We start from the raw sequence: 13,462 nt of genomic DNA, 5'->3' as shown, positions 1-13,462 counted from the left end.
CGGTGGACACGACCGTCGGCCAGGTCGTCGCGGCGGAGATGCGGCTGCTCGACCCCAAGGTTCGGGCCTCGCGTGCGCTGGCCGCCGAACTGCTGCGCCCCGACTTCACCGAGGCCGGGAAGTCGGGGCGGTGGTGGGACCGGACGTCGATGCTGGCGGAACTGCCGACGATGGCCGGTGCCCCGGATACGGTGTCCGTCCGGGTGAGCGGTATGAGGGGAACGGTACTTGCGCCGGGGGTTGTACATCTGACGTACACGACCGAGGTCGCGGGGGCTCGGGCCCGGCGCAGTTCGCTGTGGCTCAGGGGCGACGACGGGGCTTGGCGGATCTACCACCATCAGGGCACACCGGCCCCGGAGGGTACGGAACAGTCCTGAAAGGGGATTCGCGTGTTCCACTGCCTTCTGCCCTCGACCCACACGTTCACTATGTGACCGACACGGGGTTCTCCGGTGAAACACCGTGAACTTTATGAACAATAGTGTCCACAATGGTCACAAGGTTTACTCGCGACACTGGTGAGGTCATGCTCAGAGCATCCCACCGAATGAGACCGGCGCCACTGTCCGGAGTGATGCAAGGCACACACCGTCTGTGGTAAGCGACACCGGTATTCGCCCCAAGGAACGGCGCGATGTTCTCCACCACCAAGGCCACCGCGGGCCCCGGCACCGCAGTCGACGAACCCGTCGTGCGGGTCCCGGACGAGACTTCAGACCTCGCTCCCGGCATCGGTGCCGGGCGCGGCGTGCTTACCGCGGTCCGTGAGTCCCACCGCCTTCCCGGTGTCCTGGCCAGTGCGTCCAGTGCCCGACGCCTGGTCGAGCACTTCCTGCGCCGTCTGGACCGCACCGACCTGGCCGACACGGCGACCCTCATCGTCAGCGAACTGGTCACCAACGCCGTCGAACACGGCCACCCGCCCGTCCACCTGGACCTGACCTGGGCGCAGGGCGGGGCGGACCCCGCCCTGCGCCTGGACGTCCACGACCACGGTCGCATCGCCCCGCGCTCCGCGGACGGCCGCGTCGACGACGAGGCCGAATCCGGCCGTGGACTCCTCATCGTCGACCACCTGGCCGCCCGGTGGGGCCTGGCCCCGCACCCCGTCCACGGAACCCACGCCTGGGTCGAGATCGCGACGGTCGCGCCCTAGCGGCACCGCGCCGCGACGACGGATCGCCGCGGGACCGGCATACGTTTGACGGTCCGACCGGTCAGGCCGTGACCGCCTTCTCGTAACCGACCAGGCGCACGCACACGGTCAGTCCGAGCATCGCCTGCTCCAGCTCGGCCAGGGTCGGGAAGCTGGGCGCGATACGGATCGTCGCGTCGCGCGGGTCGTCGCCGTAGGGGTGGGTCGCACCGGCCGGGGTCAGCACGATTCCCGCCTCGGACGCGCGGCGCACCACCTCCTTGGCGCAGCCCTCCGGAACCTCCAACGTGACGAAGTATCCGCCCCGGGGGTCGGTCCACGTGGCCAGACCGGTGCCGCCGAGCTCCTCCTCCAGGATCCGCTGGACGGCGGCGAACTTCGGCTTGAGCAGGTCCCGCTGCCGCTCCATGTGCGCCCGCAGTCCGTCCGCGTCCCGCAGGAAGCGGACGTGGCGCAGCTGGTTGACCTTGTCCGGGCCGATGGAGCGCTTGGAGTTGTTGGCGGTCAGCCAGTCCACGTTGGCCGCGGAGGAACCGAAGAAGCCGACTCCCGCGCCCGCGAAGGTGATCTTGGAGGTGGAACCGAACACGAACGCCCGGTCGGGGTTCCCGCTCTCGGCGCACGCGGCCAGGAGGTCGGCGATCTCGACGGACTCCTCGGTGAGGTGGTGGGCGGCGTAGGCGTTGTCCCAGAAGATGCGGAAGTCCGGGGCCGCGGTCTCCATGCGGGCCAGGCGCGCCACGGTCTCGTCGCCGTAGACGACCCCGTCGGGGTTGCTGTACTTCGGCACGCACCAGATGCCCTTGACCGCCGGGTCCTCGGCCACCAGGCGCTCCACGACGTCCATGTCCGGGCCCGACTCGTTCATCGGGACCGCGACCATCTCGATGCCGAACCGCTCGCAGAGCGCGAAGTGCCGGTCGTAGCCGGGCACCGGGCACAGGAACACGATCCGCTCCTGGTCGGCCCAGCGCGCGTCGGCTCCCGGAAGCACACTCAGCAGAGCGTGGACCAGGCAGTCGTGCATCAGCTCCAGGCTGGAGTTACCGGCGGCCAGGAGCTGCCCGGCCGGTACCTGCAGCACGTCGGCGAAGATCTCGCGGAGCTCGGGCAGGCCTCGAAGGCCGCCGTAGTTGCGCACGTCGGTGCCGTCGGCGGCGGTGTGCAGGTCCCCCGGCAGACTGAGCAGGTCCTCGGAGAGGTCGAGCTGCTCGGGCGCCGGCTTGCCGCGGGTCAGGTCGAGCTTGAGGCCCCGGCCCGCCAGCTCCTTGTAGTCCCGCCGCGCCAGGTCGAGGGACCCGGTCAGGGCGTCGGCGCTCAGCTCGGTGGTCATGGTGGTTCCTCCGGTGTTCTTCACACGATCGCGAGCCTGTCGTGGCCCGTCTCCCCCAAAACCCTGGCACACTCCTCGCCGCGCACGTGAAACGGGGCCGAACTCTCCACGGAGGCCAACGGGGGTCGGGGTCGGACGGGGAACGCCGGGGCGCGTTCCCCGGCGGATTCTCGCCCTGCGCGCGTGTCGGACGGTCCCCGTCGACACCCTGGTGGAGGAGGACTGGGGGGACGACCCGCCGCGCAGTGCAACCACCACCCTACAGACCCGTATCCTCCAGCTTCGTCGCCTCATCGCGACCACCCTGGACCCGGACGAACGGACGACGCACCAGGACGCCCTCTCCACAGGCTTCGGGGGTACCGGCTGAGCTGTCAGGCGGTGGAACAGCGTATCGAGGCGGAGGCTCATGGGCCGCCCCGGAACGGTTGCCCCACACGGTGGAAACGCCGGACAATGGTGGAAGAGCCGGTGAGGCTCGAGACGCGCCGTGCCGTTGCCGAACCGACGAGGCAGGGGAGGGTTCCCATGGCCTCTCCAACGCACACAGAGAATCATCCCGTCGATCCGACGATCTACCGTTCTCCGGCGGACGCCATCGCGGCGCCTCCTGAGGAGCTCGCCTACGTCGTCGGGTTCGACCGCGCCGCGCACCGTCCCGACGCGCTGTTCACGGTGTGCACCGACCCGGAGTCGACGTCCTACGGTCGGGTGCTCGGCGTCACGGAGATGCCCAACCTCGGTGACGAGCTGCACCATTTCGGATGGAACGCCTGCTCCAGCGCGCTGGCGCACGAGGGACACCACCACGCCGAGCGCCGGTACCTGTTGATCCCCGGGCTGCGCTCCTCGCGACTGCACGTCCTCGACACCCGCCCCGATCCCACCCGCCCCCGCCTGGTCAGGGTCGTGGAAGCGGCCGAACTCGCCGAGAGGGCCGGCTACTCCCGCCCGCACACCCTCCACTGCGGACCGGACGGGGTCTTCCTGTCCTGTCTGGGGGGCGCGGACGGAAACGACGGCCCCGGAGGGGTGGCTCTGCTCGACCACACCACCTTCGAGGTGCTGCGCGCCTGGGAGACGCGGCGGGGACCGCAGCGACTGGCGTACGACGTCTGGTGGCACCTGCGCCACGGGATCGCGGTGACCAGCGAGTGGGGCACCCCCTCGATGGTCGAGGACGGTCTCGACCCGGAACTCCTGCTCGGACGTGAGTACGGCCACGCACTGCACTTCTGGGACCTGGCCTCCGGCGTGCACCGGCAGCGCGTGGATCTGGGAGACGAGCACCAGATGGTGCTGGAGCTGCGTCCCGCCCACGATCCGGAGGCGGACTGGGGCTTCGCCTCGGTCGTCGTGAGCGTCGTGGACCTGTCGGCCTCCGTGTGGCTGTGGTACCGCGACGGTGACGCCTTCTCCGTCCGAAAGGTGGTCACGGTTCCCGCCGTGCCGACTGATCCTGAGCGCCTTCCCCCGGCGCTGCGGCCGTTCGGCGCGGTTCCTCCGTTGGTCACCGACATCGACCTGTCGGTCGACGACCGGTGGTTGTACGTGTCGGCGTGGGGGACGGGGGAGTTGATCCAGTACGACGTCACGGATCCCTTCGAGCCCCGACGCACCGCCTCGGTCCGGCTGGGCGGGATCGTCGACGGCGGCCCGCACCCGTCGGCACCGGAGACCCCGCTGACGGGAGGCGCCCAAATGGTGGAGGTCAGCCGGGACGGGAGGCGCGTCTATCTGACGAACTCCCTCTACGGCTCCTGGGACGACCAGTTCTACCCCGGCGGCATCGAACCCTGGCTGGTCAAACTCGACGCGGACACCGACGGGGGCGGGCTCCGGGTCGATCAGCGCTTCTTCCCGCACGGCCGGGACTTCGGGGGACTGCGCGTCCACCAGACACGCCTGGCCGGCGGGGACGCCTCCTCGGACTCCTACTGCTACCGCTGACGGGGCCGTCCGGCTCCCCCGATGGGTTCGGGAACGCCGGGGGCGCGCCACCGCCGCTGGGAGCGCGCCGCCCGACGCGCCGGCTCCGGCGCGGGTGGACCTCGCACCGGGGTGCGGCCCCTCGTCCGGACGGGCTCACCGGCGATCCGGCCTACGGCGCGGTGAGTCCGGCGTCGAGCGGGCGGCGACGACGCGGCGGAAGAGGGTCTGGACCGCGGGGGTGACGTCGGTGTCGGTCGGGGTGTGGTGGCAGGGGCCGCTGTAGGCGTGGGTAAGGAAGTCGGCGGTGAGTTCGGGGTCGGGGACGTCGAACTCACCCGCCGCGTGGCCTTGCGTGAGCAGGGTGACGAGTAGGTCGCGGGCGTCGGTCATGGGTTCCTCACCGGTGGTGGCGCCGCCTTCGTGGAAGAGCCGGTGGTAGAGCTCGTGGTGGTCCCGCTCGGCGGCGATCCACGCGGCGACCAGGCCGTCGAGCCGCTCGGTCCAGGTCAGGCCGGGCTGCTGGAGGAGAGCGGTGGGCCCCTGGAGCATGCGGTCCCACATCTGGGCCTGGAGTGCGGCCAGGAGTTCCTGTTTGGAGTCGAAGTAGAGGTAGACCGTGCCCTTGGCGACCCCGGCGCGGGCGGCGACCCTGCTGACGGTCAGCGCCTCGTGGCCGTCTTCCAGCAGGAGGTCGGCCGTGGCCTCGAGGATCTGGCGTCGGCGGACGTCCGGGGGCTGGAAGCGGCCGGCGGGTCGGGCGGGCGTGTCCTCGGGCACGGTCCCTCCTTCGTCTCGTGTGGCTGACCGGCGGTCGGTCAGCCGGTGGCCTCCAGGGTGCCATGCGGCTTGCGGGCGATGACGATGACCGCGTGGTCCTGACCGGGCTCCTGCTCGTGGCCGGGGTGCTGGTGTACGGGCACCGGCGTGCGTGCGGCCCGCAGGATCTCCAGGCCGAGGCCGGTGAAGGCGTCGGTCAGCTCGTCGAGGGTGGCCAGGTCCCCTGGCCGGCCCCAGTCACAGGCCTCCTCGTCCCACTCGCCCAGGGCGAGGGTCCCGCCGGGGGCGAGGGCGTTGGCCAGGCAGGCGAGTGTGGCGGCGCGGTCGGGTCCGCGGGGCGGCAGTGCGTAGGAGCTCACGGCGAAGCCGTAGACCTCCTCCGGCGTCCAGGTCGCGCTGTCGGCGACGGCGAGTTCGACCCGGTGGTCCAGTCCTCGGGCGCACGCGCTGGCCCGGGTGGAGGCGATGGCGCGGGGCGCCAGGTCCACCGCGGTGACGCGCCAGCCGCGTTCGGCGAGCGCGAGGGCGTTGCCCCCGGCACCGCAGCCCAGGTCCAGGGCCCTGCCCGGGGGAAGGTCGCCGGCGGGGGCGAGGAGCACCGGGTCGGGGTCGGCGGTGTCGCTGCCGTCGCCGGAGTAGAGGTCGTCCCACTCGAAGTCCGGGTACGGGGCCGCCCCGGGTCCATGGGTATGGCCGCTGTCGTGCGCGCCGCAAGCGTGGCCGGTGTTGTGGGTCACAGTTCCTCCAGAGGGAATGGGATCGGCCGAATGACCGTTGGTCAGTAGTATGACCGATGGTCATTCGATTTCGTCAAGCCCTCCGGAGGCATCCCGTGGACGACACCGCCCAGTACGACACCGTGATCATCGGCGGCGGGCCCGCCGGCCTGACCGCCGCACAGACGCTGACCCGGTACCGCCACCGCACCCTGGTCATCGAGGCGCCCTCCCCACCCCGCAACGCCGCCTCCCGCGGCGTGCACGGCCTGATCGGCCTGGAAGGCGCCACCCCCGACGAACTGCGCACCCGCGCCTGGGAGGAGCTGGGACGCTACGGACTGGCCCAGCGGCTCGACGCCACGGTCCGCGAGATCACCCCGCTGAGCGGCGACGGCTTCACCGTGGGCGTGGACGACGGGACCACCGTCTGGGCCCGGAACGTCATCCTGGCCACCGGCGTCATCGACCAGCACCCCGACGGAGTGGAGGGCTTCGCCGCGTGCTGGGGTCGCACGGTGATCCACTGCCCGTTCTGCGTAGGCGAGGAGAACGCCGACCGCACCTGGGCCCTGGTCTCCGACGAACCCCTCTACCTCGGCATGGCCGCCACCGCCTTCCGCGCCTGGACCGGTGACGCCGTCGCCATCGCCCCGCCCTCACTGCCCGGCGCCGACGAACTGCGCCGGAGCCTGCGCGAGCGGGGCAGCGACCTCGTCCAGGGCGAGATCACCCGTCTGCACCACACCGACGGCGACCTGCACGCCGTGGAACTGGCCGACGGCACCCTCCTGGAACGCCAGACCCTGCTGTGGCCGCGACCCCAGCGGCAGGTTCCCCTCGTCGAACACCTGGCCAGGGAGTACGGCCTCGCCCTGGACGACGGCTACGTCACCGTGGACGAAGGCCGCCAGACCAGCGTCCCCGGCCTCTACGCCGCAGGCGACCTGACCGGCCGGACCTGGGAACAGGGGGTCGTCCCCGCCGTCACCGCAGGCGCCGCGGCCGCCGACGCCATCCACTTCGCCCGCCTGGCCTGACGGCCCCGACGCCCCACCGGAGCCCTCCGTGCCCGAACGAGAATTCACCGCCTACACCACCCGGCCACCGCCCACATCTTCCGCCTTCGCGCGAACGAGCGGTGGACGCGACCCGGACTCCCCTCCCGCCGCATCCCCGATGTGAAGGAGTCGCGCGCCGCGAGGCACGCGGCATCACCGGGCCTCCCGGCCCGGTCGGAATCCCGGTTCCCTCAGGGCCGGGGGAAGTCAAGAACTCCGGGGCGGGATCGCCGCGGCCGCGGACGATCGCTGAGGTGGTCCACAGGCACACGCGTCGACATGGGCGCCCGACCACGGACCGCGATACGGTTACGAACATGGGTAACACACCGACCAGGCCGTCCACGTCGGCCGAGGACTACGTGAAGGTCATCTACGACCTCCAGGAGCGCGGCACCGGACCGGTGACGATCTCTGGGATGGCCGAGCGGCTGTCGGTGTCCAACTCGTCGGTGTCCGGAATGCTGCGCAAGCTCAACGAGCTCGGCTTCGTCGAGCACCAGCGGTACGGGGCGGTCAGCCTCACCGAGGCCGGAACCAAGGCCGCGCTGTCGGTGCTGCGGCGGCACCGGCTGCTGGAGACCTACCTCGTGGCCGAGCTCGGATACTCGTGGGACGAGGTGCACGACGAGGCCGAGATCCTCGAACACGTGGTGTCGGACAAGTTCGTCGACCGCATCGCCGCCCACCTGGGCGACCCGGTCGTGGATCCGCACGGCGACCCGATCCCGACCAGGGACGGGGACATCGTCGAACGCGAGTCGGTGCTGCTGTCCGACGCCGAGGAGGGCACCCGCGGGGCGATCGTCCGGGTCAACGACAACGACCCCGACCTGCTGCGTTACCTGGCCGACATCGACATCGGCATCGGCATGACCGTGGAGGTCGTCGAGCGCCAGCCCTTCGCCGGGTCGATCCAGATCACCGTGCGCCCCGGCGAGGAGGTGCCCGAGCGGTCGCAGGCCCTGGGCCTGGTGGCCGCCGAGGCGCTGTGGATCTCCCCGGACGCCAAGTGACGGAGGGGGACGGCCGCCGCCTGCGCCGAAGGTCGGCCCCGAGGCGGGGGAGAGGGCCCGTTCGTGGCATCGGTGAGCCGCGTGGCGGGGCGTAGCGCGCTCGACCCGCCGCGCCCCCTCGTTCCCGTACATCGGCGACTTCGCCACCGCACCACCGCCACCGCCGGACATCGAATCCGACGCCTCGGCGTGTACCGTCGCGCGTCCTGGTACCGACGGCCGACGGGCTGATCGCGCCGACCGGCCCCGCGCCCACCAGGGCGCGGGGCCGGTTCACGCTCTCTCCACCACCCGGACCTCCGTCTACGCGCCCACCTGAGCGGCCGGGACCGTGGTGTGGTCGGTGCGCACCCGCCCGACCGGCCGCCGGGCCCCGCCGGTCCACCGCGGTGAACAGGACCAAACTTCGACGGACGGGACACCCGCGCCCTCGGCCCGGGCCGGACAGGTCCTGAGAACCCGCCAGCCGATCTCCGGCACCGGCTCACCGCCGAACGACCGCCACCGCGGGCCGGACATCCCTGTCACCAGCCCCTTCGCGGAGGGGTGCGCCCCAGGTCGGAACACCGTGTGCTGGCGCCTCTCGTCGCCGGAGGGCTCCGGAAGGAGACGGATGCCCCCTGGCGTCCGAACACGTGACTGGTATCACTGATAACTATTTTCGAGTATCAGCTTGACCATATCAATGAAATCGGTATGTTGTTATCAGTGGAAACACCGAGGGTGGGCCGTCCCCGGCCGCCCTGGAGCCCGCACAGCCACACCACCACTCACCCAGGACAGGGAAGAACACCATGAGAGCCGTACAGGCCGTCGGGGCAGGACAGCCCTTCACCGTCACCGATATCCCCACGCCGCGGCCCGGACCGGGTCAGGTCCGCGTGCGCGTGCACGCCTGCGGGGTCTGCGGCGGGGACACCCTCGCCCGCGCCGGAATGCTCGGGGTCCGGCTGCCCCGGGTCCCCGGACACGAGATCGCCGGGGTCGTCGACACCGTCGGCGAGGGAGTCAGCGCCTGGAAGGCGGGCGACCGGGTCGGCGTGGGCTGGCACGGCGGACACTGCTTCACCTGCGACGCCTGCCGCGCGGGCGACTTCGTCAACTGCGCCGACCGCACGATCATCGGGCTGCACGCCGACGGCGGGTACGCCGAGTACACCGTGGTGTCCCAGCACGTGCTGGCCCGGGTGCCCGACGCGCTCACCCTGGAGGAGGCCGCGCCTTTGATGTGCGCCGGGATCACCACCTTCAACTCCCTGCGCCACGGCGGCGCCCGCCCCGGCGACACGGTCGCGGTCCAGGGCGTCGGCGGTCTGGGCCACCTGGGTATCCAGTACGCCAACAAGATGGGGTTCCGTGTCGTGGCGGTCAACCGCGGAACGGAGAAGGAGGCCACCGCCCGCGAACTGGGCGCCCACGAGTACGTCGACAGCACGAAGGGCAGCGTCGGTGAGGCGCTCGCCCGACTGGGCGGCGCGGCCTTCGTGCTCTCCACCGTCGGCGACAGCCAGGCGCAGGGCGACCTGGTCCAGGGGCTGGCACCCAACGGCCGCCTGGTGATCGTGGCCTCCGATCACACGCCGGTTCCGGTCGGGCCGGACCCGCTGGTGTTCGGACGCCGGTCGGTCGGTGGCTGGTACAGCGGCCACGCCAAGGACAGTGAGGACGCGATGGCCTTCGCCGCCCTGACCGGGGTGCGGCCGATCGTCCAGACCTACGCGCTGGAGGAGGCCGAGACCGCCTACCAGTCCATGGGCAAGGCCCGGTACCGCGGCGTCCTCACCATGTAGTCCACACCCTGGACCGGGGCTCGGCCGGGCCTCTTGTCATCCGCTCCGGTCAGGCGCGCGGGACGGGCGGGATCGCCTGGTCGAGGCGGTGGAGCAGCACGGTACGGGTGAAGCGCCCGCACCAGATCCCCGCCGCGTCCGCCCTCTCCGTCCCTCTCGAACGGGACGTGCCCCCGAGAGTGGATATCGTGATCCGATATCGGCCTGGGGACACCGGGCTCGTTCCGAGGCGAGATCGAGGAGGCCGGACGTGCGGGACTTCATCCGGGGAGCCATCCGGTTGCACATCCTCCACCACGCCGCCGAGGAGGAGATCCACGGTGCGTGGATGGCTCGGGAGTTGGCCTCCCACGGATACGGCATCAGCCCCGGGACTCTCTATCCCACCCTGCACCGTCTGGAGTCCGACGGTCTGTTGGTCTCCCGGCAGGAGGTGGTGGAGGGGCGTGTCCGGCGCCTCTACCGGGCCACCGACGCGGGCAGGCGGGTGCTGGAGCAGGACCGGTCGGCGCTCAGGGAGTTGGCGCGTGAGGTCCTGGGCGACCAAGAACCCGGGTGAGCACGATCCCCGCCGCCCGGGCGGCGGGGATCGGTGCGGCGCCTCCGGTGCTCTCACGGAAGGACGGACCTCGCGCTCGAGGGACAGGAACTCCGCGCACGCGGTGCTGGTCCGGGCGGGTCTGGGCCCGGCTGGTGTCCAGGGCGCGGGACCCGGGTGTCCGCGGGGCGTTCGGGCGGTCTGAGCCAGGCATCCCCGCACATCCCGTGGCGGGAGGGAACCCCTCAGGGAGTTCCCTCCCCCTCAGGGTGGGGAGCGGTCAAAGAGCGAGGAGGCCGACCGCGCTGGCCCCCAGGACGACCGCCCAGGCTGGGGCGCGCCACACCGCCAGGGCCACGAACGCGACCGCGGCCACGGCCGTCGTCTCGGGCGAGACGACTCCCCGGGTGAAGACCGGGTCGTACAGGGCCGCGGCGAGGATCCCCACCACCGCCGCGCCCGCTCCGGCCATCGCCCGCCTGGCACGCGGTGCGGTGCGCAGCCGTTCCCAGAACGGCAGCGCGCCCACCACCAGCAGCGCCGAGGGCAGGAAGACCGCCCCCACGGCGATCGCCGCCCCCAGCAGCGGGCTGCCCGCCACGGGCATGAGCGCGCCCAGGTAGGCGGCGAAGGTGAACAGGGGGCCGGGAACGGCCTGCGCGGCGCCGTATCCGGCCAGGAACGACTCGTGGTCCACCGCTCCGGCGCCCACCACCTCGGTCTCCAGCAGCGGTAGGACCACGTGCCCGCCACCGAAGACCAGTGATCCGGCGCGGTAGAAACCGTCCACCGTTCCCGCGGCCGTGGTACCGGTCAGCGCGGCCACCGCGGGCAGACCCGCCAGCAGGGCCGCGAACACCACCAGGCAGGCCACGGCGGTCCGGCGCCGCACGGGAATGCCCGCCCCGGCCACGTCGTCGGTGGTCGTCACCGCGGTGAGCCAGAACACGCCCGCCAGGGCTCCCAGGGTGATGGCCGCGACCTGGCTCAGGGCCGAGGGCAGCAGCAGGACCAGGACCAGGGCGGCGACCGCGATCGTGGCCTGGCGCCGCCCCGAGGCCAGGCTCCTGGCCATGCCGACCACGGCGTGGGCGACCACGGCCACCGCCGCCGCCTTCAGACCCAGCAGCCACCCGGCTCCGGGTTCGGCGCCGATGGCCTGTACCCCCAGGGCGAAGGCGGTCAGCAGGACGACCGAGGGAAGGGTGAAGGCGACCCAGGCGGCGGCCATCCCGGCGTATCCGGCGCGGCGCAGTCCGATGGCCATGCCGACCTGGCTGGAGGCGGGTCCGGGCAGGAACTGGCACAGTGCCACCAGGTCGGCGTAGGCGGCCTCACCGAGCCAACCGCGACGCACCACGAACGCGTCGCGGAAGTAGCCCAGGTGCGCCACCGGTCCGCCGAACGAGGTCAGCCCCAGCAGCAGGAAGGACCGGAAGACCTCACCGGCTGTCCCGTGTGCGGTCGTGGTGGGTGTCGCCACGGCTCGGCCGCTCATCCGCGCACCGCCCGGCGGATTCCCGTCATCGGCGGAGGCAGGGTCATGGTCGGGCTCCTTCACGGCGGGAGGTCCGGATCGAACATCGTGTTCCGATATCGGGAGACGATATCGAAAACGAGTGCGGGGCCGTGGGGGAGGGGTGGGCGAAGGCGTCGGAAGGCGGCAACGGCACGAGCGGGGGTCGCCTTCGCCGCGCTCACGCGACCTTCCCTTCCTATGGGCCCCGGTCGAGGAGGGCCCGGACGGTGAGCGGGCCTCCCGCCTCACCCTCCCAGTCCCAGTACAGGGCCAGGGTGTCGACGATGCGCAGCCCGTAGCCGCCGACCACGAGGCGGGAGGTGGTCGCGGTGCCGCAGAGGCGCCGGGGAATCCGTGGCGGTTCGGGGACCGAGGCGGTACAGTGCATTTGTCTTTCCTGTCTTTTTCGTAAGAAGTGAGACCACGCCCCGGGTCGGTGGAATCGGTGCCGAGGATTTTCTGGATTTGTCCTTTTTAAGATCTGTCGCAGCGGAGCTGAAGTAGAGCAGCGAAGGGGTGTGAGACCACGGTCGCACGCCCCTTTCGTCGTCCCGCCGTGAATCCGGTAACGGCTTACGGGCGTTAGGGAAAGACACCGGAGCTTTTTCGGCCGACCGATTCCTGTGGGTTGTCGAGATTCGCCGCGCCCGCCCGATCACGTTCGGTAGTGTCCCGGTCGTGCCAACCATCGAACACGAGTTTCTGGTCGAACTCTTCCAGAACGCACCCGACCTCGCCCCCCGACTGGTGTCCCACGTCTTCGGGATCCAGGTCCCGTCGTACGCGGCGGCCCGCCTGGAGTGCGGGAACCTGAACGACGTCCTGCCCACGGAGTACACCGCGGACTCCGTGATCACCCTGCGGGACCCCGCCCGCGTACGCACACTCGGCAAGAGGAGGAGCGACGCGACCGCGGCCATCATCGTGGAGATCCAACAGGGCAAGGACCAGGGCAAACTCCTGAGCTGGCCGGTGTACCTGACCACGCTGCGGGCGAGACTGCTGGGAGCCCCCACCTACCTCGTCACGCTGTGTCCCGATCGAGCGGTGGCCGCGTGGGCGTCCCAGCCGATCCCGATGGGCCACCCCGGCTACGACCTTCAGCCGCTGGTGATCGGCCCGGACGAGGCTCCGGTCGTCGCCGATCCGGTGGAGATCGGACGGTCGCCGGAGCTCGGGGTGTTGTCCGCCCTGGTCCATTCGGCCGCGCGGCCGGAACTGGTGGACGGCCTGATGGAGGGGCTGTCCAAGATCGACCCCGACCGCGCGGCGAACTACACTCAATTTGTCATGGCGCTGCTCGACGGGGCGGCGAAGGAACGCATGGAGGCGATTGTGGCGTCTGCGATCTACGAGTTCAGCACCCCGTTCACCGAGCAGTACGTGGCCAAGGGCCGCGCCGAAGGCGAAGCCGCGGCGATCCTGGAAGTCCTGGACGAGCGGGGTATCGCGGTGGGCGATGAGGTGCGCGAGCGCGTCACCGCGTGCACGGACCAGGAGCAGCTTCAGGCGTGGGTGCGCCGTGCCGTCAGGGTCGAGACCGCCGAGGAGCTCTTCGACTGAGGTCGAGCCCCACTGATGCCCCAGATGCCCGTACGGTTGGAGTGACCGTCCTCGCGCC

The 13,462-nt window shown here is 71.3% G+C and carries 13 protein-coding genes; 8 read left to right on the top strand and 5 right to left on the bottom strand.

The features are described 5' to 3' along the window. The first annotated feature begins 2 nt into the window (after positions 1 to 2). Both KIK06_RS07490 and KIK06_RS07485 read left to right on the top strand, forming a co-directional pair. Positions 3 to 380, top strand: a complete 378-nt coding sequence (locus KIK06_RS07490) for a nuclear transport factor 2 family protein (RefSeq protein WP_268642554.1) — start codon at positions 3 to 5, stop codon at positions 378 to 380. Between the two features lie 257 nt (positions 381 to 637). Next, complete coding sequence (locus tag KIK06_RS07485) at positions 638 to 1,159, top strand: ATP-binding protein (protein WP_268642553.1); 522 nt, start codon at positions 638 to 640, stop codon at positions 1,157 to 1,159. A 61-nt stretch (positions 1,160 to 1,220) separates the two neighbouring features. Here the strand turns inward: KIK06_RS07485 and KIK06_RS07480 are convergent, their stop codons facing one another. Further along, a complete protein-coding gene (locus KIK06_RS07480) occupies positions 1,221 to 2,492 on the bottom strand; it encodes an aminotransferase class I/II-fold pyridoxal phosphate-dependent enzyme (RefSeq protein ID WP_268642552.1) in 1,272 nt (423 codons plus the stop codon). Between the two features lie 528 nt (positions 2,493 to 3,020). Between KIK06_RS07480 and KIK06_RS07475 the strand changes: the two genes are divergently transcribed. Then, positions 3,021 to 4,442 (top strand): selenium-binding protein SBP56-related protein, encoded by a 1,422-nt coding sequence (locus KIK06_RS07475; protein WP_268642551.1) that lies wholly within the window; start codon positions 3,021 to 3,023, stop codon positions 4,440 to 4,442. Positions 4,443 to 4,577: 135 nt separating this feature from the next. Here the strand turns inward: KIK06_RS07475 and KIK06_RS07470 are convergent, their stop codons facing one another. Next, the gene (locus KIK06_RS07470) at positions 4,578 to 5,201 is read right to left on the bottom strand and encodes a TetR/AcrR family transcriptional regulator (RefSeq protein WP_268642550.1); all 624 of its coding nucleotides are present in this window, start codon (positions 5,199 to 5,201) and stop codon (positions 4,578 to 4,580) included. Between the two features lie 38 nt (positions 5,202 to 5,239). Then, a complete protein-coding gene (locus tag KIK06_RS07465; protein WP_268642549.1) occupies positions 5,240 to 5,938 on the bottom strand; it encodes a class I SAM-dependent methyltransferase in 699 nt (232 codons plus the stop codon). 95 nt (positions 5,939 to 6,033) lie between these two features. On the opposite strand from KIK06_RS07465, the gene KIK06_RS07460 reads away from it, so the two are divergent. The 4 genes from KIK06_RS07460 (at position 6,034) to KIK06_RS07445 (ending at position 10,343) form a co-directional block, all read left to right on the top strand. Beyond that, positions 6,034 to 6,957: an NAD(P)/FAD-dependent oxidoreductase gene (locus tag KIK06_RS07460; protein ID WP_268642548.1), complete on the top strand. Its 924-nt coding sequence runs from the start codon at positions 6,034 to 6,036 to the stop codon at positions 6,955 to 6,957. Positions 6,958 to 7,295: 338 nt separating this feature from the next. After that, the gene (locus KIK06_RS07455; RefSeq protein ID WP_017597561.1) at positions 7,296 to 7,994 is read left to right on the top strand and encodes a metal-dependent transcriptional regulator; all 699 of its coding nucleotides are present in this window, start codon (positions 7,296 to 7,298) and stop codon (positions 7,992 to 7,994) included. 794 nt (positions 7,995 to 8,788) lie between these two features. Beyond that, positions 8,789 to 9,784 carry an alcohol dehydrogenase gene (locus KIK06_RS07450; RefSeq protein WP_268642547.1) on the top strand — a complete coding sequence of 332 codons (996 nt, stop codon included), beginning with the start codon at positions 8,789 to 8,791 and terminating at the stop codon, positions 9,782 to 9,784. A 250-nt stretch (positions 9,785 to 10,034) separates the two neighbouring features. Then, complete coding sequence (locus KIK06_RS07445; RefSeq protein WP_268642546.1) at positions 10,035 to 10,343, top strand: PadR family transcriptional regulator; 309 nt, start codon at positions 10,035 to 10,037, stop codon at positions 10,341 to 10,343. 259 nt (positions 10,344 to 10,602) lie between these two features. Here KIK06_RS07445 and chrA read toward each other — a convergent pair whose 3' ends face one another. Both chrA and KIK06_RS29245 read right to left on the bottom strand, forming a co-directional pair. Beyond that, complete coding sequence (chrA, locus tag KIK06_RS07440; protein ID WP_268642545.1) at positions 10,603 to 11,820, bottom strand: chromate efflux transporter; 1,218 nt, start codon at positions 11,818 to 11,820, stop codon at positions 10,603 to 10,605. Positions 11,821 to 12,037: 217 nt separating this feature from the next. Then, a complete protein-coding gene (locus KIK06_RS29245) occupies positions 12,038 to 12,229 on the bottom strand; it encodes a hypothetical protein (protein ID WP_327084633.1) in 192 nt (63 codons plus the stop codon). Between the two features lie 290 nt (positions 12,230 to 12,519). Here KIK06_RS29245 and KIK06_RS07430 point away from each other — a divergent pair, with 290 nt between their 5' ends. Next, the gene (locus KIK06_RS07430) at positions 12,520 to 13,404 is read left to right on the top strand and encodes a hypothetical protein (RefSeq protein WP_268642544.1); all 885 of its coding nucleotides are present in this window, start codon (positions 12,520 to 12,522) and stop codon (positions 13,402 to 13,404) included. Positions 13,405 to 13,462: the final 58 nt, after the last annotated feature.

This window comes from Nocardiopsis sp. EMB25, assembly GCF_026797795.1.
GTDB lineage: Bacteria > Actinomycetota > Actinomycetes > Streptosporangiales > Streptosporangiaceae > Nocardiopsis > Nocardiopsis lucentensis.
Note: the sequence above shows the minus strand (reverse complement) of the source record. Positions and strands in the feature narration are given on the sequence as shown.